The organism is Thalassospiraceae bacterium LMO-SO8 (genome assembly GCA_031655335.1).
In the GTDB taxonomy this organism is placed as follows: Bacteria; Pseudomonadota; Alphaproteobacteria; order Rhodospirillales; family Casp-alpha2; genus UBA1479.
The window spans coordinates 3,865,619-3,887,590 of sequence record CP134226.1; the positions used below are offsets into that span (position 1 = coordinate 3,865,619).

The following is a 21,972-nucleotide window of genomic DNA, read 5'->3' on the forward strand; positions in this document are numbered from 1 at the left end:
GATCGGAGACACCGTCATGACCACCCAAATCGGCATTCTCGCCTTCAACGACATGGAAGAACTCGACGCCATCGGCCCCTGGGAGGTGTTCTCCTGGGCCGCCAAACAGGAAGATTCCGGCCTCGCCGTGTGCACCATCGGCTCGGGCAGCCGCGAGATCACCTGCGCCAAGGGCCTTCGCATCGTCACCGATTACACCCTGGACGATCACCCCAAGCTGGACATCGTTCTGGTCCCCGGCGGCCAGGGCACGCGGGCGATCTTCGCCAACGGCGGGCCGGAAATCGACTGGCTGAAGAAGGTTGCGCCGGACTGCACCTGGGTGACCAGCGTGTGCACGGGCGCCCTGCTGCTGCATCGGGCGGGCCAGCTGCAAGGCAAGCGGGCGACGACCTATTGGGCGGCGGTCGATCTGTTGCGCGGCGGCGGCAATGTCGAGGTGCTGGACGATGTGCGCTTCGTGCGCGACGGCAACGTCGTAACCTCGGCGGGCATTTCCGCCGGCATGGACATGTCCTTGTGGCTGCTGGGCCAGTTGAAGAGCCCGGAGTTCGCCCGCTTCGTCCAGAAAGGGATCGAGTACTTCCCCGCCCCGCCCTATACGGCGGCCGCCTGATAACGGTGGACCCCGGCTGCGTCGGTGACGCGGCGCACCCGTCCCAGCGTCATCAGGTGGTGCAGATGGGACAGACTTTCGCCGATGGCGAAGAACATCTGGTGGGTGTCCATTTCGCGCTTGAACAGGTGTTCCAGAACATCGACCGCCGTCGCGCCACCAACGCCGTCACGGGCCGCACAGGCGGCCTGGGCGGCGTCCAGGCGTTCCACGTGATGAGCGGCCAGGTCGTCCAGGCGCGCCAGCAGCCCCCGGAACGGCCAGTTGTGGGACGGCAGGACCAAGGTATCGGCCGGCAGGTCCTTGAACCGCTTCAGGCTGTCCAGGAACCGCGCCAGGGGGTCGGCCTCCGGTTCCTGCGGCCAGACGGACACGTTGGGGCTGATCTTGGGCAGGATCTGGTCGCCGGAAATCAGCACGCCCAGGTCCGCGCAGTACAGGCAGGCATGTTCCGGTGAATGGCCGTTGCCTTCGATCACACGCCAGGAATGGGCCCCGACGGCGAATTCGTCGCCGTGCGCGATGCGCCGGATGGCCGCCGGAATGGGCGAGATATTGCCGCCGTAGCGCCCGACCCGGTGTTCGACCTGGTCCAGTCGGTCGCCGGTGAAACCGGCGGCCTTGTAGAACGCATGGGACACGGGCCCCGCCGTCTGCCCCGTCTCGAAACTGAGCATGCGCCCCGTGGCCCATTCCGTATAGGGCATCCACAGCGGCACCTTGAAGCGCGCCGTCAGCCAACCGGCCAGACCGACATGGTCGGGATGGAAATGGGTAACGATGACACGCTTGACCGGCTTGCCGCCCAGGGTGTTCTCGAACACGCGGTCCCAGGCGTCCCGGGTTTCCTCGGTGTTGATGCCGGTATCGACGAGGGTCCAGCCGTCGCCGTCCTCAAGCATCCACAGATTGATGTGATCGAGCTTGAACGGCAGGGGCATGCGCAGCCAGCGCACGCCGGGCGCGACCTCCCAGGTCTCGCCGAGGGGCGGCTCACCGTCGAAGGCGTAATCGGGTTGGAAAGACACGGAAGGATGGGCTCCGGATGATCGTTTGAGCGGGGAAACGACTGCTACCACGCTACCCGGCGCCTGGACAAGACAACAGCCGCGCCTTAAAGCTCGTCTTCCGTTTCGCGCGGGCAACTCGGAAACGGCGCGCCGCGCCAATCGGTCAGGACAAGCAGGCCGAATTCCCCGCCGACATCGGTATCAAGCGCCTGGGTGATCCGCCTGCGGGCGAAATCGATCAGGGCCGGCGCCGCCGCGCCCGTGTCATCGGGCGTTTCACGCATCTTGTCGCCCAGTTCCTGAACGATCACGGCACGCAAACGCGGCATCATGCGGCAGATTTCGGCTTCCTGCCGCGGACCCGGAACCTTCATGGCGACGGTGACCCAGACGTAGCGGTCCCGCTTGCCGGGGCGGATGCTGTATCCGCCCAGATCCACGGCGATGGGAGCCGTGACAATGGTGCGTGGCTCGGGCGGGGCGAACCGACGCAACAGGCCGCCGGGGCCGACCTCAAGCGCCATGCCCACGGTCACGAAGCTGAACATGAGTATTCCGGCAGCGCCGGCGGCAAGCAGAAACCCCTTGAGAAGGCGGGGCTTTGTCGGTGTCTTGCGGCGGGTTCGGGGCTGACGGCTGGGGCTGGGCCGCGCTCTAGGCGGCATGGCAGAACGGGCCGGATTCATCGATCGCCGAGACCTCGGCATCCTGACAACCGAGCCGTTCAAGCACTTCCCGCGCCCGTTCCCGGGGCACAAGGGAAAGCTGATCGTCGGAAGCGCTCCAGTAGAAGTCGACATGCGCCTGATGCGCCAAATGGGTTGGCGTGACGACGAAACATTCCGGGTCGTTGCGCGATACGTAAACCAGCAATTGCGGTCTCATCGATCTGATTCTCCTCATCTTCCTTAAGCGGATGTTTTTGAAGGAGGACGTTGTTGTCCGCGTTCTTTATCGCAGACAAGGCGATCGAACACTATTGACCGAAAGTATAGGATTCAGGGTGAATAGGTATGTATGAGAATACAAGGATACCGGGGCGGCATCCCGCCGCCCCGGCATCTCGTTCCATCATTTCCGGAGAACCGGATAGGCGTAGTCGTAGATCAGGTCGGTGGCGCGGGCCGGCTCATGGCAGCCCAGGCAATCGGTTACGTAGTCCTTGGTTCGGGTCTTTTGTGTCTCGCCGGCGGCGAAGAACGACCATCCCCAGCCGTCGCCCCACAGGGGATTGCCGGAAAACCGCCCTTCCCTGTCCTTGACCATGACGAAGTATCCGGCGACATCGGCGGCGCTGGTCGCCTTGCCGGTGGTCAGGTCCTCGGTTTTCCCGTTGAACAATTCCTTCACCAAGACGGTGCCGTCGGGGAACTGTCCGGTTTTCCGAAAGGCGGTGACGGCGTCGCCAGGGGCATAAACGACATGCAGGCCGAGTTTTCCGCCCGTGTCCACGTCACCGGCGACGGCCCAGGCGCCGAGCATGACATAGCGTTCGCGAAAGCCTTCGGGAACGCGGAGACTGCCATCGGCCGCGACGGCGCCGTCGGCGAAATCGGAACGGTTGGATTGCGCGAAGGCCGTGTCGACGGCAATGGCCAGGATCAGAACCATCGCCGAGGCCGCGGCCACCAGGATCAGGCGCAGGGCGCAGCGCCCATCGTGTTCGGTCGGTGTCATATGTGTGAATTCCACATCAAGAGTTGAACTTCGGAAGCCGACGACGGGGGCGGCGGTGGCGGTGCCGCCCCCGTGCCGGATTACGCCGCCGCCGCGTCGGCGGTGGCGCGGACCACGGGAAAGTCGATGTCCGTTCCAACGATGTGATTGAAGTAGTTGGTCAGCAGGTTGACCCCGACATGGGCCACGATCTCGACGATTTCGCCGTCGCCGAAGCCCGCGTCGCGCAGGGCCTGAACATCGGCGTCGGCGACCTGCCCGCGGGTCTCCACGGCCTTGCGCACGAAGGTCAGGGCCGCCTGCACCTGTGCATCCTCGGACCGGCCGGCCAGATTGCGGGCCAATTCGTCCTGGGCGACCCCGGTCATCTTGCCGATGGCCGTGTGTGCCGAGGCGCAATAGTCACAGGCGTTGGCGCCGGCGATGGCCAGGGCGATCTGCTCGCGCAGGCGGGCGTTGAGAAGACCGCCGCCAAGCGCCTTGTTGAGGCCGAGATAGCCTTCGAGAACCTTCGGCGACTGGGCGAAGGTGGCGAAGATGTTCGGCACCACGCCGATGGAGGCCTTGACGCCGTCCAACAGGACCCTGGCGTCGCCGGTGGCTTCGGTGTGATTCACGGGTTGAATTCTGGGCATGTGCGTAACTCCTTTTGCGTTCTTGGCCAAAGAGAGGAGACCGATCTGTCTCCCTGATGACGCATTAGGCAACAGATCTGTCTCCCTTCGCAAAACAAAAATCCCACCGCTCACACCTTTGTGAACACAATGTTTTCTGAAATCTTCTCTGGAAGCTGGTTTTTGTAAGGGTTTGTCTCCACCTCAGTTTATGTGTAAATTGGAGACAAATTAGTATCCTCATGGTGCAATGATGAGCGACTCTCAAAGACGCGAACAGCTGATCGACACGGCCATCGACCTGTTCGCCAAATACGGTTTTCACGCGACGGGCATCGACCGGATCCTGGCTGTATCAGGCGTGTCGAAGAAAACGCTGTACCGCCACTTCCGGTCCAAGGACGAATTGATCCTGGCCGCGCTTCGCAAATACGACGGTCTGTTCCGCAACAATTTCATGCGGTCGGTCGAAGGCCGCGCCACGGCCCCGAGGGACCGCCTGCTGGCCGTGTTCGACGTCGCCCGCGACTGGTTCGAGGACAATTCGTTCTACGGCTGCATGTTCATCAACGCGGTCGGCGAATTTTCCGACCCGGACACCCCCGTGCGGCACCAGTGCAAGGCGTTCAAATCCATGATCCGCGATTATATCGAGCAACAGTGCCGGGGCATGGGAGCGCCCGACCCGGCCGGCCTGGCCGAGGAACTGGCCATGGTGCTGGAGGGTGCCACCGTCACCGCCCAAGTGTCGCAGAACCGCGCGCGCGCGGCGGAAATCGCCAAAACGGCAGCCGTGGCGTTGATCGATAAGGCGATGAAAGGATCAGCCGGGGGCTGACGGCCCGTCAGTGCGCGCGGCTGTATTCGACGCCCTGGGCGACGATCCAGCGCAGTTCTTCCTTCATCAGGTCGACGTGGCGCGACGAGTCGGCGCGCAGCAGGGCCTGAATGATCGCCGTCTGCACCGGCGCCGGCATTTCATGGAAGTTTTCCAGCATCAGGAATTTGACGCTGGGCCGCACGGTTTCCGACATCAGCAGGCTGATGACCAGCTTCTTGCGGATGTCGTTGCGCATGTTGCCGGCTTCGGTCAGCTGGAAGAATTCCTGCACGAAGTAACGGGGCGACACGCTGCCGTCCATCAGGTTGTGCAGGTTCTGGCGCAAGGCGGTGGTGTATTCGGCCCGCGTGCGCACGATGAAGCGCGAGGTTTCCCGCCGCAGCTTCGCAATGGCGTTGGGGTCGAACGCGCTTTCCGTGACCAACGAAATCGCGTTCTTGACCGCTTCGTGCTTGGTGATGTCGCCGACGATCTCGAACATGCCCGAAATCAAACGCGTCTTGCGGCCAAGCGGCGACAGGCGCGCCACCGCGGCCAAGGCCATGGGGGCTTCCGGGTCGCGGGCCGACACCAAAGCCAACGGCAGGGGGTCTTCGAGACCGCCCAGATCGATGGTCGAATTCAGAAAATTCTCAGGCGCCAGGAACTTGTCGCCGTCGGACGGAACGACCAGCGGTTCCCGCTTTTTATAGCGGGTCTTGATGTCCAGCGCGGTCTTGACGCCTTCTTCCGTCAATCCGAACAGTTTGTCGCTCATTATTCCCTCGTCTTACCCCATGGCGCCCTGTGCGGGCCCCCTTTCGCCTGCGCCCCCCCCCGACCGCATGATCGGCGTCAGGTGGCCGCCACGCCCAAATGCCCGATATCCGCGGCCCGGCCGCGTTCCACGCCCACGAACCGCGTATCCGTGAACACCTTACGATTTCGCCAGTTCAGGAACAAGCGCAGGCCCGATTCCATATGCGCACGGTCGAAACCGCAATTGAAGGCCTGCTGCTGTTGAAGGTTGTCGCGCGCCCGCACGGTGCGGATCTGGCCGGCCGCCGGCAGCCCTGGGAACATCGAGGCGGTGACGGCGGCCTCGCTGCCCTTGCGTTCGACCAACGAGTCGAGGATCAGTGTCAGAAACGCGATCAGACGGGCCGGCATGCGGGCTTCGCCGCTGCGCCAAGCCGCCACGGCCATCGGCGAAGTCTCAAGCGCCTCGGCCAGGTCGGTGTTGGAAACACCCAATTCCGTCAGCCCGCGAAACACCGGATATACGTCCCTTTTCTCGGTCGTGTGTTCGGCGATGATGGTCATCTCTCGGATCCTTGTCACTTGGCAATCGTTCCGCCTAGTTCTAAGGACCGAATGGTAAAAAAGTATTAACCTCGTTTCGTTTTGCACATGACGGCGGTCACACCATGAATATTAATTTTTTCTCCGGTCATGCGCGCCGGGATTGACCTGGGCGGCACCAAGATCGAGGGCTTGGTGCTGAACCATGCCGGAACGGTCGCCGCGCGCCGCCGCATTCCCGCACCGCAAGGCGACTACCGCGCCACCGTCGCCGCCGTTCGCGGCCTGGTTGACGACCTGGAAGCGGCGATGGGCCCGGTCACCCATGTCGGCGTCGGCATCCCCGGCACCCCGTCCCCGGCCACCGGCCTGATCAAGAACGCCAATTCGACTTGGCTGATCGGCCATCCCTTCGGCCGGGATTTGGAAGACGCCCTGGGTCGTCCCGTGCGCTTGGCCAACGACGCCAACTGTTTCGCCGTGTCCGAAGCCGCCGACGGCGCCGCCGAAGGAGCGGATGTGGTGTTCGGCGTGATCCTGGGCACCGGCGTGGGCGGCGGCATCGCCATCAACGGCCGCCCCGTCACGGGCCGGAACGCCATCGCCGGTGAATGGGGGCACATCCCCTTGCCCTGGCCACGGGACGACGAACGTCCGGGACCGCGCTGCTACTGCGGCCTGGAAGGCTGCATTGAGACCTTTCTGTCAGGCCCCGCCCTGGCCCGTGACCATCTGGCCGCCACCGGCGCGGACTTGACGCCACCGGCCATCGCCGCCCAGGCCGCCGCCGGAGACCACGGCGCCGAGGCCAGCCTGGCGCGCTACGAGGACCGTCTGGCCCGCGCCCTTGCCACCGTCGTCAACATTCTGGACCCGGACGTCATCGTGCTCGGCGGCGGGCTGTCGAACCTGGAGCGGCTGTACGTGAACGTGCCGCGTCTATGGGGGCAATGGGTGTTTTCCGACACCGTCACGACGCGCCTGGTTCCGCCCCGTCACGGCGACGCCTCGGGCGTGCGTGGTGCTGCCTGGTTGTGGCCGGCGGAGATCAGCAGCCGCCTTTGACCCGTTCGATCTTGACCGGCATCATGCGGATGGCGAAATCGCCGAAGGACTGGATGATCCGTTCGGCGACGCCGTCGGCGCGGTAATCAACCTCAAGCTCGAACACCGGCGTGCTTTCGCCCGATTTCATGGAAAAGAACGCCGACTGGTGGCGCCACACGGGCACCTCCGTGGCGAACCCGGCCTTTTTCAAAAGCGCCCGCGTCTTGTCGCTGCGGTCCTTCGGGCTGACGATGTAGACGTTGGTGTCATAGGGGTTGTCCAGGCTGCCGCCGTCGAACATGGGGCGGGAAAAGACCTTCTTGCCGGCCAGCGCCGCCTTCAGGCTGGCGAGCAGGTGGGCCGTGGGAAACAGCGTACCCTTGGGCAGGGGAATCTGCTTGGCGACATTGCCGGCGAAGGCCGCCTCGCCGCCCTTGCCGGGGTCGAGCCGCGCCGTTCCCTTAAGGTCTTCCTCCAGCCGCTCGTTACGCTTGTGTGTCATGCTGAAACCGTAGTCGCGGCCGTCTTTCGATTCCCAGCTGGTGAAGCTCCAATCCGTGCGCACCGGCGTTTCCTCGCCGTAGATCACGTCAAGCACGATGCGGCTTTCGGCGACCCAGCGCTCGCAGGCGTCGGTGAATTCATAAACCATGAGGCCGCGCGCCGCCGTGGGGCCGACGCCTTCGCGGCTTTGGTTGAGGGTAATCTCGTAAGCCGCCCGATGGCTGGTCAGTTTCGGCTCCGCCGCCCCCGCCGCCCTGGCGCCCTGCACGACAGTCGCGCTCAGGCCCACAAACAGCAGCATCGACGCCCCGGCGGCAAACGCCGCGCGGCGGAACGCCGGCAGGTTCCGGCGACGGGTAGGCCGTTGGATCGGCATGGCGGTGTTTCTTCCCAAGAGCAATTCCGCACTGCTGAGACTAGGCTCCGCGACACGCCCTGTCCATGGCCGCGGCGATCGCTTCACTCGGCAATTCCTGCCGACTTGGCGGGCAGAAGTTGCCGGGCCGGACAGGTTTGTGCCTGGTCATTTTCCGTTAAGCATATGAAAAACCGCCATCTGCCGGCTGGCCCGACTTTTGCGTTGGATTTCAGCGAGTAAATGGATGTGGCCAAGCCCACATGCCGACGATTTGGAGGCACTCATGACGGCGATAGAACAGACCCCGAAGCCCGTGCCAGGACGAAATGCGATGAGGAGTGCTTCGGCCCGCGGCCGAACCGGCACCTAAGGCGCATTTCCATACTGTCCACGGGAGACCAGTGCCTTTGGCATGTCCGGGTCTCGACCCCTTCTGTTTCTCGAACGGATCGCGTTCGGACGAAGAAGGAGCCTTGCTCATGGGAGCAGAACATCAGCCGGTTTCGTATGTAGACCTGTTTTCAACACCGACGTCCCCCACGTCCCCGTTTTCGGGCCTGGGCAGTCCGTCACGCGAGCTTGTTCCCCTGACTCCGATTTCGCCGCCCGACGCCTGCGAAAGCGAAGGACCGGCGCGGGATGAGGCCCCCGAACCGACTCTATTCAGCGTCCTGACAAACGGCCTGTCCCTGCGCGACCTCACCCCCCGCCAGATGGCCGAGGTCAGCCTGGACCTCTACGCCGCCGGGGTGCTGACTTATGAAGACTATGAACTGCTGGCGTTCCAGCCCGAACTGCACCCCGACTACAACGACACCGTGGGCGCCTTGACCGGCGAGCCCGCCGGCCCCGACCGCCCCCGGGACTATGTCACGCAATGGGAAGACCGGCTGAATTTCGAACGCCGCTACAATCCGCAGAACACCCGTCTCGTGCGCAAGACCGAACACATCGTCAGCCTGCTGCTGACCCTGGACGGCCCGCCCGACGGTTCCGGCCGGCCGATGGCGGCCTGAACAACGCATCGCTTGAATGCCCCAGGCACGGCCGCACGGCGGCGGGCCGGTGGGGTCCTGCCGATATTTTCAAAATCCGTGGAAACGGCGCTTAATGCTGAACGGTGAAGTGCACCAAGCCGGGCCAATCCCGCGCGCTGAGCACGGCGCTGGCGTCGGCCTGCTCGGTCGGGCGCAACTTGGCGGCGACCGACCAATCCTTCGGTGACACGCGGATCGCCCAGGTATCGGCAATCCCCGCCCGCTTGATACGGCGGAACGCGCCGGTCCGTTCCTGCGCATCGAAGGGCCCGACGACGACGCGATATACGTCCCGTCCATCGCGGCCGATCTTGCCGTGCAGAACCGCCGGCACGAGGGATCTGAAGGCCTGCATATGGCGCTTCGCCCGCTCGCTGCCGCGGAAGCTGCCGATCACGTAATAGAACCCTTCCTTGGGCTTGCCGTTTTCCACGGCGGCCGACGGCAGGGCCGCGGCAGTCTGCAAGGCCGTGGCCGGGACCTGAACGACATCAACGTTAGGCCGCGTGAAGCGGACGAACGGGCGATCGGTCTTTTCCGTCATCGGCTGCAATGCCGCCAGATCGATGTTGACGGCCACCGGCTGTTCGTTCCCGGGCGCGGGTTGAACAGCGGTGTCGGAGGACATCGCCGCGGCCTGATCCAGGACAGGGACCGTATCCGCCTTGGCGACCTGGGCCTCGATGGTATCGAAGCCCGGGGCCAGCGGCGGGATGTCCTTGTCCGCCAATGCTGTGGCGTCCTTGCCCGCGTCGGCGGTCATGACGTCCTTGCGGTCGTCGATGTCGCGGCAGACGACGTTGTCATCTTCGGTCACGGCGCGATAAAGCGCGCAGTCCTTGCTGGTCAGCGCCGACAGGCCGTGATCCGTAATGGATTTTTCCGTTGTGACGACGGAGAGGATGTCGATGGCCCAGGACGCGACCTGGATGGGAACCGGCAGGGCGCATCCGCCCAATAGCGCGCATGCACCGACGACGATTACGGACTTCCGCATCTTAAACCCCCAGTAGGGCCACCGGCAGCCGCACCGGCAAATTCACCCCGTAAAAAATGGTTCACCCAGTCGCCGTTTCGCTCCCCGGCCGCCGCGGCCAACCGAAACGACTATTATTTATTAGGTCTTCTACCGATTCGTTATACCTGAAGGCGCGAATCGGGGGCCAGCTTTTTCTAGCCGGCTAACCTCTTTTTATTATTTACAGAATCCTGGGTGGTTGACGGCAGGAGAATTACTACCCCTGCGATTCACCGCCGGTCTGGGGGCCTGCTTTCTTCGGCAGGGCGAGTTTGAGATGCAGTTCCTTGAGCCGCTCATCCGGCACCAAAGAGGGTGCCCCCATGAGCAGATCCTGCGCCTGCTGGTTCATCGGGAAGGCGATGACCTCGCGGATGTTGGGCTCGTCGGCCAGCATCATGACGATGCGGTCGATGCCGGGGGCTGAGCCGCCGTGCGGCGGCGCGCCGAACTGGAAGGCCCGGTACATGCCGCCGAATTCCGTTTCCACGGTTTCCTTGGAGTAGCCCGCGATCTCGAACGCCTTGACCATGATGTCGGGCTTGTGGTTCCGGATCGCGCCCGAGGACAGTTCGACCCCGTTGCACACGATGTCGTACTGATAGGCCAGGATATCCAGGGGGTCCTGGGTTTCCAGCGCCTCAAGCCCACCCTGGGGCATGGAGAACGGGTTGTGCGAAAAGTCGATGCGGCCCGTGTCCTCGTTCAGTTCGAACATCGGATAGTCGACGATCCAGCAGAAATCGAAGCGGTCCTTGGCGATCAGGTCCAGGTCCTGGCCGATCTTGGTGCGCGCGGCCGAGGCAAAGGACGCGAACTCGCCCGGGACGCCGGCCACGAAGAACACGGCGTCGCCGTCGTTCAGCCCCAGCGACGCCTTGAGCGCCGCCGTGCGGTCGTCGCCAATGTTCTTGGCGACCGGCCCCGCCCCCTCGCCGTCACGGAAGAAGATATAGCCCAGGCCCGGCTGGCCCTGGCTTTGCGCCCAGGAATTCATGCGGTCGCAGAACGCGCGGCTGCCGCCGCCCGGCGCCGGAATGGCGTGGACGCGGACCTTGTCGTTCTTTTCGATCATGCCGGCGAACACCTTGAAGCCGGAACCGGCGAAGGTATCCGTGACGTTGGACATTTCGATGGGGTTGCGCAGGTCCGGCTTGTCGTTGCCGTACTTCAGCATCGAGTCCTTGTAGGGAATGCGCGGGAACGCCCCCTCGGTCACCTTGCGGCCGTTGGCGAATTCCTTGAACACGCCGGACAGAACGGGTTCCAGCGCCGCGAACACGTCGTCCTGGGTGACATAGGCCATTTCCAGGTCGAGCTGATAGAACTCGCCCGGCGACCGGTCGGCCCGCGCGTCCTCGTCGCGGAAGCAGGGCGCGATCTGGAAGTACTTGTCGAAGCCCGACACCATCAACAGTTGCTTGAACTGCTGCGGCGCCTGCGGCAGGGCGTAGAAATGGCCCGGATGGTTGCGCGCCGGCACCAGATAGTCGCGGGCACCCTCGGGCGAGGACGCGGTCAGGATCGGCGTCTGAATTTCCAGGAACCCCTGGTCGACCATGCGGCGGCGGATCGAGGAAATGACATTGGAGCGCAGGATGATGTTGGCGTGCGGCTGTTCGCGGCGCAGGTCCAGGAAGCGGTAGCGCAGGCGCGTCTCCTCGCCCAGGTCGGCATCGCCGAACACCTGCAACGGCAGCATCTCGGCCGCGCTTTCGACATGGAATTCGTCGATGCGCACTTCGATCGCGCCCGTCGGGATCGACGGGTTGATGGTTTCTTCCGACCGCTTGACCACGGGGCCGGTGATCGTCACCACGCTTTCCGGGCGCACGCCCTCGACCGCCGGGAACAGGCTGCCGGACACGTCGATGACGCATTGCGTCAGGCCGTAATGGTCGCGCAGGTCGACGAACAGCAGGTTGCCGTGGTCGCGCTTGCGGTGGACCCAGCCCGACAGGCGCACGGTTTCGCCGACGTTGTCTTCGCGCAGTTGGCCACAGGTATGAGTGCGGTAAGGGTGCATTGGATTACTTCTCGTGGTTCGCGCGCGCGATGGGATTGTCCCGGCGGGGCAATCGCGCGCCCTGAATGTTCGTCTGACGACGCCGCCGACGTCCGGAACCGGCGGCCCAAACGTCCCGGGTTTCTAGGCGGTCGAACGGCGAAAATCCAGAGGGAATTTGCCGACCGGCCACCGCCCCAGGTCGGTGCCCCCCCTCAAGCGGAACGAATGATTTTCAGAAAAAGCTGCTATACTGCACCCGCGAACACGGCCAGCGACGGCCTGACATGGTTTGTTAGGAGACCCGACAATGATCCCCACTTGGCGTACCGCCCTTCCCGTCCTGGCGCTCGGCGCCCTGGTTGCCCTTTCCCCGATCGTCACCGCCCAGCAGACACAGGCCGCCAGCAGCGACAGCCCGACGACCACGACCGACGACAAGGATAAGGACAAGAAGGAAGGCAAGGCGCTGCGCGATATTCAGGAGCTGTTGAACAAGAGCCAGTTCGAACCGGCCCTGGCAGCCCTGGTGCCCTATACGGCCCAGCATCCCGATGACGCCGACGGCTGGAACCTGCGGGGCTATGCGTCGCGCAAGCTCGGCCATTACGACGTCGCCTTCGACCATTACGAACGGGCGCTGGCCATCAATCCCAACCACAAGGGCGCGCTTGAATACATGGGCGAGCTGTATGTGGAAATGGGCCAGAAGGACACGGCCCGGGAACTCCTGGCCCGGCTCGAAGGCCTGTGCCCCCAGGGCTGCACCGAAGTGGCCATGCTCAAGGGCTTCATCGACGGCATGAGCGAGACGGCGGAACGGCGCTGGTAGGCACCGCCGCCCTCAAGCCCTTGTAAAGCTCCGGCAATCGATATCAGGGGCGCGTGCGGCCGCGCCCCTGATGTTCCGCCTGCGCCGGCGATCACACCAAGATATCGACGCCGCCGTCCGGGTCCGGGAGATGGGCGACCCGGCGGACCAGCCAGACACCCAGATAGATGAAGGGCGTGTCCGCCAGGGCGATGACCAGCTTGGCCAAATAGCTGGCGATGATGATCTTGAACACCACATCCCAGGCCAGGCCCAGACCGAAGCCCAGAAAAATCGAATTGACGATGACCGTATCGGCAAGCTGACTGGTCATGGTCGAGGCATTGTTGCGCAGCCACAGATGCTTGCCCCGCGTCACCCGTTTCCAGAAGTGGAACAGCTTCACATCCAGCAACTGGGCCGCCAGATAGGCGGTCATCGATCCCAGGATCAGCATGCCCGGCAGGGTGAACACGCTTTCATAGGCCTGCTGCATCTGGGCCACGGTGTCGTAATTGGCGTTACCGGCGGGCCAGACGGGCGATCCGGGCACGACCAGGGCGATCTGGATCACGCCCAGGATCAGCACGCTCATGGCAAAGCCGGTGTAAACCATCAGATTGGCGCGGCGCTGGCCATAAACCTCACAGACCACGTCGGTGATCAGAAAGGTCAGGGGGTAGGTAATCAGCCCCGCCGTCAGGGTCACCGCCTCGCCGAACAGGCCGTCGGGGAAAGTCTCGGGAAAGGCCAGGAACAGCTTGCCCGCAAGGACGTTGGTCATCACCAGGACGACCACGAAGGCCGCCATCAGGATGCTGAATACGACTTCCGAGCGATCGCCCATCGCCCTCCCCCTCGCAAATTGTGCTGGCCGCAGTCTAGCCCTTTGCCTTGCGCGCCAGGAAGCCCCCAAGCATGGCCTGGGGCTCGCCGGTCTCGAAACTGTCGCCGAAGATGGGGATGGTCTGGGCGATGGCCTCGGCCGGGGTCAGGCTTTCCCACGACTGAATCAACATCTTCTGGGTGCGGATCGCGTGCGGGCCCGATTCGACAATGGCCTGCACCGATCGGTCGAGCACGGCGTCCAGATCTTCGGGCTTGGTCAGGAATTCGACGAAGCCCCATTGATGGGCCGTGGCCGCGTCGATCATTTCCCCGGTCATGAGCAGCCAGCGGGTACGGCCCCAGCCGACCAGATGCGGCAATAACACCGCTTCGATCACGCTGGGCAGGCCGACCCGGACCTCGGGCATGCCGAATTTAGCGTTGTCGGCGGCGATACGAAAATCGCAAGCCGCCGCCAATTCCATGCCGCCGCCCAGGCAATAGCCATTAATCCGCGCGATCACCGGCACCGGCAGGTCGCGGATCGCCGCCATGACGCCATGCAGGCGCGTGATGAAGGCTCGGGCCGACGTGGGGTCGAGGGCCGCCATCTCACCGATGTCGGCGCCGCCGACGAAGGCGCGGTCGCCGGCGCCGGTGATGACCACGGCGCGCAGGTCCAGGTTCCCCGCCATGTCGCGCAGGATCTGCGCCAGTTCGGTCATCAGGGCGGAATTCAAAACGTTCAGCTTGTCCGGGCGGTTGACGGTCAGCCAAGTCACCCCGCCCCGGTCGTCACGCAAGATGGTATCGCTCAAAATGTCCTCCATGATTGTTGCGCGCAGCATTCCGCGCCTTGCCTCCCTTGGCAAGATCGCAGCGTTTCACTTTGGCGCGGCAATCCTCTAGCGTATAACGGCGGAGCGGCCCACCAAGAGGACCGCCCCGCGCCCAAGGAGGATAGCCTTAGATGATCATCGACCACCGCACCTATACCGTTCAGCACGGCATGAACAAACAGTACCTGGACCTGTTCGAGGCCGAAGGCCTGCCCGTGCAGCTTCGCCACCTCAACCTGATCGGGTATTTCACGACCTCCGTCGGGCCGCAGAACGAATTCGTGCACCTTTGGAGCTATGACGACCTGACCGACATGGAACGCCGCCGCGCCGCGCGCGACGCCGACCCGGACTGGACCGTCTACAAAAAGAAAAGCGCCGGGATGCTGGTGAAGCAGGAAAACAAACTGATCACGCCCGTCAGCTTTTCGCCCCTGAAATGAACCTGATTACAGACAACGACGCACTGCGGGCGTTCTGCGCGCCGCTCGCCACCGTGGACTACGTGACCGTGGACACGGAGTTCATCCGTGAACGCACCTATTGGCCGGTGCTCTGCCTGTTGCAGATCGGCGGGCCCGACGGCGCCGCGGCGGTCGACGCCCTGGCGCCGGGCATTGACCTGACGCCCGTGTTCGAATTACTGGCCAACCGCAACGTGCTGAAGGTCTTCCATGCCGCCCGCCAGGACATGGAAATCTTCTGCCGCGCCATGGACGACTGTCCGGCCCCCGTGTTCGACACGCAGATCGCGGCCATGGTCTGCGGGTTCGGCGATTCCGTGGGCTACGAAACCCTGGTCGCCAAGCTGGCCAAGGCGACCGTGGATAAGAGCTCGCGGTTCACCGACTGGGCCGCCCGGCCGCTGTCGGACAAACAGATCAGCTATGCGCTGTCGGACGTCACGCACCTGCGCACGGTCTATGAAAAGCTGCAGGCCAAGCTGGAAAAAAGCGGCCGCCTTGCCTGGGTCGCCTCCGAGATGGAGGCCCTGCACGACCGCAAGTTCTATGAAACCGATCCCATGGAAGCCTACCAAAGGCTCAAGGTCCGGCGTCCGACGGCGCGCCTGCTCGCCATCCTGCGCGAGGTCGCGGCCTGGCGCGAGATCGAGGCCCAACGCGCCGATGTGCCCCGGAACCGCATCGTGCGGGACGAGTCCATCGTCGAGATCGCCCATCACCCACCGAAGTCGGTCGAGAACCTGGCCCGCATCCGCGGCCTGTCGCAAAAGATGGCCGAAGGCTGGCAGGGCCGGCAGATCATGGAAGCCGTCGAACGCGGTCGGAACCTGCCCGATGCCGAGTGCCCGACGCCGGAAGAAAAGCTGCCCCTGCCCCGCGGCATCGGCCCCGTGTCCGACCTGTTGAAGGTGTTCCTGAAGATGTGCGCCGAGGAATCCGACGTGGCGCAGCGCCTGATCGCCAATTCGGAAGACATCGACAACCTGGCCGCGTTCGGCGAGGAAGCCGACGTGCCGGCGCTCAAGGGTTGGCGGCGCGAGTTGTTCGGCGAGGCCGCCCTGAAGCTGCGCGACGGACGCATGGGCCTTGCCATCAAGGACCGTGTCCTGACGGTCGTCGATCTGTAGCGGCGGGACCCACGACCATGCACCGTCTTGTCGGACAGTACGATTCCCCGTTCCTGCGGCGCGTCGCCGTAACCATGCAGTATTACGGCATTCCTTATGAGCGGGACGTGCTGTCCGTGTTCCGTAATGCCGATCAGGTCGCCGAGATCAACCCGCTGATCAAGGTGCCGGTGCTGATCCTTCCCAATGGCGAAAAGATCTTCGACAGCCAGATGATCTTGGATTACCTGGACGAGGAAGCGGGACCGGAAAAGGCCCTGACCCCGGCAAAGGGGCCAGAACGCCGCGCCGTCCTGCGCGCCGTCACCATCGGCTGGGGGCTGGCGGAAAAAAGCGTGGCGCTGTCCATCGACAAGAACCTGCACGCCAACGCCCCGTCCCTGCAATGGCGCCATCGGGTGCGCCACCAGATCAAGCTGTGCCTGGATTGGCTGGAGACCGAAGCATCCGCCGACGGCCCCTGGTTCTTCGGCGAAAAACTGACCCAGGCCGACATCACCGCCGCCGCCGCGATGGGCCATGTCCGGTTTCGCCACGAACGGGAACTGGATTGGGACAAGCATCCCCGGTTGAAGCGGATTTACGACGCCGCCATGGCGCTCGACTGTTTCCAGGCCGTGCCGCTGATCGAAGGCTAGTTCGGCCCAGCCGTCAGCTTTCCGACGCCTTGCCGAAGCCCGAGGCGCCGAACCCCAGGGCCGTCGCCAAGGTCTTCAGCCGCCGTTCGACCGCATCGCCCGTGAACACGGCCCGGTCCTTGACCGGCAGACCCAGAAACAGCTTTTCCCGTATCGGCTTCAACGTCGTGCGGCCGATCAGGTCCGGGGCCGAACCCGACACCGTATGGCCCAGACGCAGGGCCAGCCCGACCGCGTTGGCGATGCGGCGGTCGTCTTCGTCCAGCAGGTGCAGGACGGGGGCCGCATAGGGCAGTTCCGGGTTGCCGTTGTAGCGGACCAGCACGGCCATGGCGAGGAACGCCCGGTCGAGATGCGCCATCCCCGCGTAGGGCAGGCGCAGGACGCGGAAAAAGGCATGTTCCGCCCGGTAGTCGGGATGTTCGGTCCAGCCGATGTCGGACAGCAGACAGGCGACGTAACGCAGCCGCGCGTGGCGCGCCGTCTCGCCCGGGAACAGGGGCGTCATCCAGTCACGCATTTCGGCGCCCGAGACGGTGAAGCGGCCGCTGCGCTCCGCCAGGGTCTCGCAGCCGGCGATCAGGGGGTCCTGGCTGCGGATTTCCTTGGGCAGGCCCTTGATCATCTGCCCTTCGCGCATGCCGAAGCCGGAAAACACGATCTTTTCCGGGCGCGCCGCGTTCAGAAGCTTGTCCATGGTCAGGGCCGCGAACGGCAGGGTTTCGATGCGCCGCCTGGGGATCGGCATCTGCTGCATGGTTTCCTTGCTCAGGCCGGACAGCACCTGGCACAGGTGACGCAGGTCGGAATACCCCATGGTGAAGCCGTCGATGATATGGACCGGATAATGGGTCTGTTCGATGAAGATGCGGGCCAGCACGCGCCACGACCCGCCGACGGCGAACAAGGTGCGGCCGCGGATATCCTTCAGCCAGTCATGCTGGGCAAGCTGCTCCTCGACCAGGGGGGCGGCCTTGCGGATGTCGCCGCCGACGGCGTCGGGCAGGCGTATATGGCCCAGCGGCAGGGTCGCGTTGGCGCCGAACTGACCCTTGTCCAGGCTGATCAGGTCGAGCGACCCACCACCCAGGTCACCAAGCAGCCCGTCGGCCTTGGGCACGCCGATCAGAAGGCCCAGCGCCGACAGCCGCGCCTCTTCCGCGCCCGACGGAATTTGCACGGAAACCTTGAACGTGTTCTCGATTTCCTCGACGAAATGAAGCCCGTCGGCCGCGTCGCGCACGGCCGCCGTGGCGACAAGTTCCAGGCGCTCAACCCCCATCACCTTGGCCAAGCGGATGAAGCGGGCCAGGGCCGCCCGCGCACGCGCCACGCCCTTTTTGTTCAACTTGCCGGTCTTGGCCAGGCCGCGCACCAGACCGCAGTCGGATTTTTCGTTGAAGATGGGAACCGGCAGCCGGGCCGGCGTGTCATAAACGACCAGGCGCACCGACGACGATCCGATATCGACCACGGCGACACGCCCATGGGCACGGTCGTCACCGAACAGGCCGCGCTTGGACGCAGGATCGCCGGCGCCGGTGTCTCTGAAAAGGCTCATGCTTCCGCCGGGCTTCTCTCGGTCGATGGACGGCTACCTGCCGCTCTGCCCCTTCTTCCCTGGCTTCTTGTCCAGCGCGCTTCCGCGGCCCGACAGCGAGGGATTGGTCATGAAGTAATTATGCGCGGAAAAGCCGTCGGAATCCAACCGCGAGAAACTGCCGTCGCCGTTCAGGATCCAGCTTTGCGCCGTATCCTTCAGGTTCGCCTCCATGATTTCGTCGAGAACCTGGGCATGCACGGTCTCGTTTTCGATGGGGACCAGGGTTTCGATGCGCCGGTTAAGGTTGCGGGGCATCCAATCGGCGGAGGAAATGAATATCTTGGCGTGCCGCGATGGCAATGCGTGACCGTTGCCGAAGCAAACGATGCGCGAATGCTCCAGAAACCGCCCGACGATGCTCTTGACCCTAATGTTCTCGGACATGCCGGGCACGCCCGGGCGCAGGCAACAGATACCGCGGATGATCAGTTCAATCTTCACACCGGCCTGCGATGCCTTGTACAGCGATTCGATCATCACCGGATCGACGATGGAATTCAGCTTGGCCCAGATGCCAGCGGGTTTTCCGGCCTTGGCATTGGCGGCCTCGACCTCGATCAGATCGACCAGGTTGTCACGCAGCGTCAGCGGCGAGAACGACAGCTTCTGCATGGCCGTCGGCTTGGCATATCCGGTCATGTAGTTGAACAGCTTGGCCGCATCCTGGGCCAGCAGCGGATCGCAGGAAAAGAAGCTGAGGTCGGTATAGATCTTGGCCGTAATCGGGTGATAGTTGCCGGTCCCGAAGTGGCAGTAGGGACGCAGTTCCGAGCCTTCGCGGCGGACGATCATGTTGACCTTGGCGTGGGTCTTCATGTCGACGAAGCCGTAGACCACCTGCACGCCCGCCCGTTCCAGGTCACGGGCCCAGCGGATGTTGGCTTCCTCATCGAACCGGGCTTTCAGTTCGACCAGGGCGGTGACGGACTTGCCTGCCTCCGCCGCCTCGATCAGGGCGGCGACGATCGGGGAATCGTTGGACGTGCGGTAAAGCGTCTGCTTGATCGCGACCACGTTGGGGTCGCGCGCCGCCTGGCGCACGAACTGCACCACCACGTCGAAGCTTTCATAGGGGTGGTGGACGATGATGTCCTTCTGGCGGATCGCGGCGAAGATATCGCCGCCGAAATCGCGGATGCGTTCGGGGAACCGCGCATTGAACGGCGTGAACAGAAGATCCGGCCGTTCGCTGAGGATCAACTGCTTGGTATCGACCAACCCCAGCAAACCCGGATTGGGCATGACGTCCTCAGACGAGGCACCGGTTTCGGCGATGACGAAATCACGCAATTCCTGGGGGGCGTCGGCATTGAAGGTCAGGCGGATGACCGTGCCCCGACGCCGGCGCTTGAGCGCGGATTCGAAGGTGCGGACCAAGTCTTCGGCCTCTTCGTCGATTTCCATTTCACTGTCGCGGATGACGCGGAACGTCGCCTTCTGCAGCACCTCGAAACTGGGGAACCACAGGTCCAGGAACAGGCCGATGACGTCTTCCAACGGGATGAAGCGGATGGTGTCGCCGGGCAGGCGCACGAATCGGTCCAACTGGGTCGGCACCGGCAGAAGGGCGCGCAGCGGCTCTTCCATCCCGCGCTGGGTCAGCGCCAGGACCAGGGAGAAGCCCATGTTGGGCATGAAGGGGAACGGATGGGCCGGATCAATGGCAAGCGGCGTCAGAACCGGCATGATGCCGTCCACGTATTTGCGCAGCCAGGTCTTTTCCTTGGCCGTCAGCTCATCCGGGCCGACCACGGCGATGCCTTCGCCGCGCAGTTCCTTCATCAGGTTGCTCCAGCACGCGTGCTGGGCCTGCATCAGTCGGCCGACCTCCTGATGGATGGCCTGAAGCTGTTCCGCCGGGGTTTGGCCGTCTTCGGACGGCGTGCCCACGCCGGCCCGCACCTGACCCTTTATCCCGGCGACGCGGACCATGTAGAACTCGTCCAGGTTGGATGCCGAGATCGACAGGAAGCGCAGCCGCTCCAGCAGCGGGTGATGGGGGTTGTTGGCCTCTTCGAGAACCCGCGAATTGAAGGCCAGCCAGGAAATTTCCCTGTTGATGTAGCGTTCGCGCAGTTGCTGGGTCCGGGCCCGGCGCTGTGGCGCGCGCGATCCGGCTTCCTTTGTTCCGCCGTTGCCAGCGCGTTCTCCGGCCTTCACCGAGTTTTCCAACTGAATATCGTCCATGGTGGCGATCTTATCCCTCTGTCCCCGGGAAGTCACCGGGGCCAATGGTTATCGTATTATGACAACCTTTAAGGGGCGTTAAGTCGCCAGCGCCGCCGTGACCGCGTCCAAAAGCTGGGCCGGAGTGAACGGCTTCAGCAGGCTTTGCGCAGCACCCATGGCCGTCATGGAATCCGCATAGGGCTTCTTCACGCCCGTGAATCCGCCGGTCACCGCGATCACCGGAAGGTTGGGGTAAAGCTGGCGCAGACTACCCAGAAACTCGATCCCGTCCTTGCCCGGCATGAAGATATCGCTGATGACGAGATCGAACGGTGTGTCCAGGCGGTCCTTGACGGCGGCCATGCCGTGCTCGCCGTCCGTCGCCGTCACCACCTCGTATCCGGCCCGGACCAACGTCATGGAGATGACGTCGCGCATATCCTCATCGTCATCGATGACAAGAATGACGGTCATTCGGGCACCGATGCCGTTTCCACCCGTGCCGTTGCCATCACAACGTCCCCGGATAGGCGCCGCCGTCCATCAGGAAGTTCTGCCCGGTCATGAAACCGGCCTGATCGGAGCAGATGAAGGCGCACATGTCGCCGAATTCCTCGGCCGTGCCGAAACGGCCGGAAGGGTTTTCGGCGGCCCGCTTGGCCGTCATCTCGGCGACGCTGACGCCCGCCTGATCGGCCTTGACCTTCATGTTGGCGTGCAGGCGGTCCGTGTCGAACGGCCCCGGCAGCAAATTGTTGATGGTCACGTTATGGCGCACGGTCTTGCGCGACAGCCCGGCGATGAAGCCGGTCAGCCCGGCCCGGGCCCCGTTCGACAGACCGAGAATCTCGATCGGCGACTTCACCGCGCCCGAGGTGATGTTGACCACGCGGCCGAACTTGCGCGCGATCATGCCGTCCACGGTCGCCTTGATCAGGAAGATCGGCGTCAGCATGTTGGCGTCCAGGGCCTTGATCCAGTCGTCGCGGTCCCAGTCGCGGAAATCGCCCGGCGGCGGACCGCCCGCGTTGTTGACCAGGATGTCGGGATTGGGACAGGCCGCGAGGGCCAGATTGCGGCCTTCCTCTGTCGTGATGTCGCAGGCCACGGCCGTCACCTTGACGCCGGTTTCCTTGCGAATCTGCTCGGCCGTCTCCTCAAGCGGGCCCGGCGTGCGCGCCGTGATAACCACGTCGACGCCTTCGCGGGCCAGCGAAAAGGCGCAACCCCGGCCCAGTCCCTTGGACGCGGCGCAAACCAGCGCCGTCTTGCCCTTGATCCCTAAATCCATGCGATGTCTCCTTTTTTCTGTTGCGGCGGCAATCTCGCGCCGGTCATTGGCCGCTATAGGACATGGGAAGGCCCCACCCGGTCAAGAGCCCCCGTCACCGGCCCGTCCTGTCATTAGAACGTCACTTTACTTCCAGGGGACCGGAACCCAGAAGGAGCCGGTTGAAACCGGCCAAAGGGTCCGCCCCTTGAACA

General features: G+C 64.0%; 24 protein-coding genes. 8 read left to right on the forward strand and 16 right to left on the reverse strand.

What is annotated here, in order from left to right:
* Nucleotides 1-16: 16 nt before the first annotated feature.
* Nucleotides 17-616, forward strand: a complete 600-nt coding sequence (locus RJ527_18640) for a DJ-1/PfpI family protein (GenBank protein WND76025.1) — start codon at nucleotides 17-19, stop codon at nucleotides 614-616.
* On the opposite strand, the gene RJ527_18645 is transcribed toward RJ527_18640, so the two are convergent.
* The 5 genes from RJ527_18645 to RJ527_18665 form a co-directional block, all read right to left on the reverse strand.
* Nucleotides 598-1,644, reverse strand: a complete 1,047-nt coding sequence (locus RJ527_18645; GenBank protein ID WND76026.1) for an MBL fold metallo-hydrolase — start codon at nucleotides 1,642-1,644, stop codon at nucleotides 598-600. The two genes, RJ527_18640 and RJ527_18645, sit on opposite strands and share 19 nt — an antisense overlap.
* An 86-nt stretch (nucleotides 1,645-1,730) precedes the next feature.
* Nucleotides 1,731-2,174 (reverse strand): hypothetical protein, encoded by a 444-nt coding sequence (locus tag RJ527_18650; protein WND76027.1) that lies wholly within the window; start codon nucleotides 2,172-2,174, stop codon nucleotides 1,731-1,733.
* A 106-nt stretch (nucleotides 2,175-2,280) separates the two neighbouring features.
* Nucleotides 2,281-2,511 (reverse strand): hypothetical protein, encoded by a 231-nt coding sequence (locus RJ527_18655; protein WND76028.1) that lies wholly within the window; start codon nucleotides 2,509-2,511, stop codon nucleotides 2,281-2,283.
* 186 nt (nucleotides 2,512-2,697) lie between these two features.
* The gene (locus RJ527_18660) at nucleotides 2,698-3,303 is read right to left on the reverse strand and encodes a cytochrome P460 family protein (protein ID WND76029.1); all 606 of its coding nucleotides are present in this window, start codon (nucleotides 3,301-3,303) and stop codon (nucleotides 2,698-2,700) included.
* A gap of 80 nt (nucleotides 3,304-3,383) precedes the next feature.
* Complete coding sequence (locus RJ527_18665; protein WND76030.1) at nucleotides 3,384-3,938, reverse strand: carboxymuconolactone decarboxylase family protein; 555 nt, start codon at nucleotides 3,936-3,938, stop codon at nucleotides 3,384-3,386.
* Nucleotides 3,939-4,170: 232 nt separating this feature from the next.
* Here RJ527_18665 and RJ527_18670 point away from each other — a divergent pair, with 232 nt between their 5' ends.
* On the forward strand, nucleotides 4,171-4,755 hold the full coding sequence (locus RJ527_18670; GenBank protein ID WND76031.1) for a TetR/AcrR family transcriptional regulator: 585 nt from the start codon (nucleotides 4,171-4,173) through the stop codon (nucleotides 4,753-4,755).
* A 7-nt stretch (nucleotides 4,756-4,762) separates the two neighbouring features.
* Here RJ527_18670 and RJ527_18675 read toward each other — a convergent pair whose 3' ends face one another.
* Nucleotides 4,763-5,515, reverse strand: coding sequence for a hypothetical protein (locus tag RJ527_18675; GenBank protein WND76032.1), 753 nt, complete (start codon nucleotides 5,513-5,515; stop codon nucleotides 4,763-4,765).
* A gap of 77 nt (nucleotides 5,516-5,592) precedes the next feature.
* Entirely contained in the window at nucleotides 5,593-6,060 is a 468-nt protein-coding gene (locus RJ527_18680) for a hypothetical protein (protein ID WND76033.1), read from the reverse strand.
* A 129-nt stretch (nucleotides 6,061-6,189) separates the two neighbouring features.
* Between RJ527_18680 and RJ527_18685 the strand changes: the two genes are divergently transcribed.
* Nucleotides 6,190-7,104 (forward strand): ROK family protein, encoded by a 915-nt coding sequence (locus RJ527_18685; protein ID WND76034.1) that lies wholly within the window; start codon nucleotides 6,190-6,192, stop codon nucleotides 7,102-7,104.
* Here the strand turns inward: RJ527_18685 and RJ527_18690 are convergent.
* On the reverse strand, nucleotides 7,088-7,966 hold the full coding sequence (locus RJ527_18690; protein WND76035.1) for a DUF1849 family protein: 879 nt from the start codon (nucleotides 7,964-7,966) through the stop codon (nucleotides 7,088-7,090). The two genes, RJ527_18685 and RJ527_18690, sit on opposite strands and share 17 nt — an antisense overlap.
* Nucleotides 7,967-8,427: 461 nt before the next feature.
* On the opposite strand from RJ527_18690, the gene RJ527_18695 reads away from it, so the two are divergent.
* A complete protein-coding gene (locus RJ527_18695) occupies nucleotides 8,428-8,964 on the forward strand; it encodes a hypothetical protein (GenBank protein WND76036.1) in 537 nt (178 codons plus the stop codon).
* Nucleotides 8,965-9,055: 91 nt separating this feature from the next.
* Here RJ527_18695 and RJ527_18700 read toward each other — a convergent pair whose 3' ends face one another.
* Both RJ527_18700 and aspS read right to left on the reverse strand, forming a co-directional pair.
* Nucleotides 9,056-9,982: an SPOR domain-containing protein gene (locus RJ527_18700; GenBank protein ID WND76037.1), complete on the reverse strand. Its 927-nt coding sequence runs from the start codon at nucleotides 9,980-9,982 to the stop codon at nucleotides 9,056-9,058.
* 238 nt (nucleotides 9,983-10,220) lie between these two features.
* On the reverse strand, nucleotides 10,221-12,029 hold the full coding sequence (gene aspS, locus RJ527_18705) for an aspartate--tRNA ligase (protein ID WND76038.1): 1,809 nt from the start codon (nucleotides 12,027-12,029) through the stop codon (nucleotides 10,221-10,223).
* A gap of 289 nt (nucleotides 12,030-12,318) precedes the next feature.
* On the opposite strand from aspS, the gene RJ527_18710 reads away from it, so the two are divergent.
* Entirely contained in the window at nucleotides 12,319-12,840 is a 522-nt protein-coding gene (locus tag RJ527_18710; protein ID WND76039.1) for a tetratricopeptide repeat protein, read from the forward strand.
* 91 nt (nucleotides 12,841-12,931) lie between these two features.
* Here the strand turns inward: RJ527_18710 and RJ527_18715 are convergent, their stop codons facing one another.
* Nucleotides 12,932-13,666 carry a queuosine precursor transporter gene (locus tag RJ527_18715; GenBank protein ID WND76040.1) on the reverse strand — a complete coding sequence of 245 codons (735 nt, stop codon included), beginning with the start codon at nucleotides 13,664-13,666 and terminating at the stop codon, nucleotides 12,932-12,934.
* 34 nt (nucleotides 13,667-13,700) lie between these two features.
* Nucleotides 13,701-14,495: an enoyl-CoA hydratase gene (locus RJ527_18720; GenBank protein ID WND76041.1), complete on the reverse strand. Its 795-nt coding sequence runs from the start codon at nucleotides 14,493-14,495 to the stop codon at nucleotides 13,701-13,703.
* Between the two features lie 122 nt (nucleotides 14,496-14,617).
* On the opposite strand from RJ527_18720, the gene RJ527_18725 reads away from it, so the two are divergent.
* From RJ527_18725 to RJ527_18735, 3 genes are read left to right on the forward strand one after another with little or no spacing between them, the layout of a single operon-like run.
* Nucleotides 14,618-14,929, forward strand: coding sequence for an NIPSNAP family protein (locus RJ527_18725; protein WND76042.1), 312 nt, complete (start codon nucleotides 14,618-14,620; stop codon nucleotides 14,927-14,929).
* Nucleotides 14,926-16,077 carry a ribonuclease D gene (gene rnd, locus RJ527_18730; protein WND76043.1) on the forward strand — a complete coding sequence of 384 codons (1,152 nt, stop codon included), beginning with the start codon at nucleotides 14,926-14,928 and terminating at the stop codon, nucleotides 16,075-16,077. The genes RJ527_18725 and rnd overlap by 4 nt, the downstream gene beginning before the upstream one ends.
* Nucleotides 16,078-16,094: 17 nt before the next feature.
* Nucleotides 16,095-16,715 carry a glutathione S-transferase family protein gene (locus RJ527_18735; protein ID WND76044.1) on the forward strand — a complete coding sequence of 207 codons (621 nt, stop codon included), beginning with the start codon at nucleotides 16,095-16,097 and terminating at the stop codon, nucleotides 16,713-16,715.
* Between the two features lie 13 nt (nucleotides 16,716-16,728).
* Here RJ527_18735 and RJ527_18740 read toward each other — a convergent pair whose 3' ends face one another.
* From RJ527_18740 to RJ527_18755, 4 genes are all read right to left on the reverse strand, one after another.
* Nucleotides 16,729-18,276, reverse strand: coding sequence for a hypothetical protein (locus RJ527_18740; GenBank protein ID WND76045.1), 1,548 nt, complete (start codon nucleotides 18,274-18,276; stop codon nucleotides 16,729-16,731).
* Nucleotides 18,277-18,309: 33 nt separating this feature from the next.
* A complete protein-coding gene (locus RJ527_18745; protein ID WND76046.1) occupies nucleotides 18,310-20,505 on the reverse strand; it encodes an RNA degradosome polyphosphate kinase in 2,196 nt (731 codons plus the stop codon).
* A gap of 78 nt (nucleotides 20,506-20,583) precedes the next feature.
* Nucleotides 20,584-20,961 (reverse strand): response regulator, encoded by a 378-nt coding sequence (locus RJ527_18750; GenBank protein ID WND76047.1) that lies wholly within the window; start codon nucleotides 20,959-20,961, stop codon nucleotides 20,584-20,586.
* A 37-nt stretch (nucleotides 20,962-20,998) separates the two neighbouring features.
* A complete protein-coding gene (locus RJ527_18755; GenBank protein ID WND76048.1) occupies nucleotides 20,999-21,778 on the reverse strand; it encodes an SDR family oxidoreductase in 780 nt (259 codons plus the stop codon).
* Nucleotides 21,779-21,972: the final 194 nt, after the last annotated feature.

Excerpts from the sequence above, each read along its gene's own strand:
- RJ527_18745 (WND76046.1), bottom strand. The coding sequence starts at position 20,505 with ATGGACGATATTCAGTTGGAAAACTCGGTGAAGGCCGGAGAACGCGCT.
- aspS (WND76038.1), bottom strand. The coding sequence starts at position 12,029 with ATGCACCCTTACCGCACTCATACCTGTGGCCAACTGCGCGAAGACAAC.
- RJ527_18720 (WND76041.1), bottom strand. The coding sequence starts at position 14,495 with ATGCTGCGCGCAACAATCATGGAGGACATTTTGAGCGATACCATCTTG.
- RJ527_18670 (WND76031.1), top strand. The coding sequence starts at position 4,171 with ATGAGCGACTCTCAAAGACGCGAACAGCTGATCGACACGGCCATCGAC.
- RJ527_18700 (WND76037.1), bottom strand. The coding sequence starts at position 9,982 with ATGCGGAAGTCCGTAATCGTCGTCGGTGCATGCGCGCTATTGGGCGGA.
- RJ527_18710 (WND76039.1), top strand. The coding sequence starts at position 12,319 with ATGATCCCCACTTGGCGTACCGCCCTTCCCGTCCTGGCGCTCGGCGCC.
- RJ527_18675 (WND76032.1), bottom strand. The coding sequence starts at position 5,515 with ATGAGCGACAAACTGTTCGGATTGACGGAAGAAGGCGTCAAGACCGCG.
- RJ527_18690 (WND76035.1), bottom strand. The coding sequence starts at position 7,966 with ATGCCGATCCAACGGCCTACCCGTCGCCGGAACCTGCCGGCGTTCCGC.
- RJ527_18680 (WND76033.1), bottom strand. The coding sequence starts at position 6,060 with ATGACCATCATCGCCGAACACACGACCGAGAAAAGGGACGTATATCCG.
- rnd (WND76043.1), top strand. The coding sequence starts at position 14,926 with ATGAACCTGATTACAGACAACGACGCACTGCGGGCGTTCTGCGCGCCG.
- RJ527_18640 (WND76025.1), top strand. The coding sequence starts at position 17 with ATGACCACCCAAATCGGCATTCTCGCCTTCAACGACATGGAAGAACTC.
- RJ527_18685 (WND76034.1), top strand. The coding sequence starts at position 6,190 with ATGCGCGCCGGGATTGACCTGGGCGGCACCAAGATCGAGGGCTTGGTG.
- RJ527_18715 (WND76040.1), bottom strand. The coding sequence starts at position 13,666 with ATGGGCGATCGCTCGGAAGTCGTATTCAGCATCCTGATGGCGGCCTTC.
- RJ527_18735 (WND76044.1), top strand. The coding sequence starts at position 16,095 with ATGCACCGTCTTGTCGGACAGTACGATTCCCCGTTCCTGCGGCGCGTC.
- RJ527_18740 (WND76045.1), bottom strand. The coding sequence starts at position 18,276 with ATGAGCCTTTTCAGAGACACCGGCGCCGGCGATCCTGCGTCCAAGCGC.
- RJ527_18660 (WND76029.1), bottom strand. The coding sequence starts at position 3,303 with ATGACACCGACCGAACACGATGGGCGCTGCGCCCTGCGCCTGATCCTG.
- RJ527_18665 (WND76030.1), bottom strand. The coding sequence starts at position 3,938 with ATGCCCAGAATTCAACCCGTGAATCACACCGAAGCCACCGGCGACGCC.
- RJ527_18750 (WND76047.1), bottom strand. The coding sequence starts at position 20,961 with ATGACCGTCATTCTTGTCATCGATGACGATGAGGATATGCGCGACGTC.
- RJ527_18755 (WND76048.1), bottom strand. The coding sequence starts at position 21,778 with ATGGATTTAGGGATCAAGGGCAAGACGGCGCTGGTTTGCGCCGCGTCC.
- RJ527_18650 (WND76027.1), bottom strand. The coding sequence starts at position 2,174 with ATGTTCAGCTTCGTGACCGTGGGCATGGCGCTTGAGGTCGGCCCCGGC.
- RJ527_18655 (WND76028.1), bottom strand. The coding sequence starts at position 2,511 with ATGAGACCGCAATTGCTGGTTTACGTATCGCGCAACGACCCGGAATGT.
- RJ527_18725 (WND76042.1), top strand. The coding sequence starts at position 14,618 with ATGATCATCGACCACCGCACCTATACCGTTCAGCACGGCATGAACAAA.
- RJ527_18695 (WND76036.1), top strand. The coding sequence starts at position 8,428 with ATGGGAGCAGAACATCAGCCGGTTTCGTATGTAGACCTGTTTTCAACA.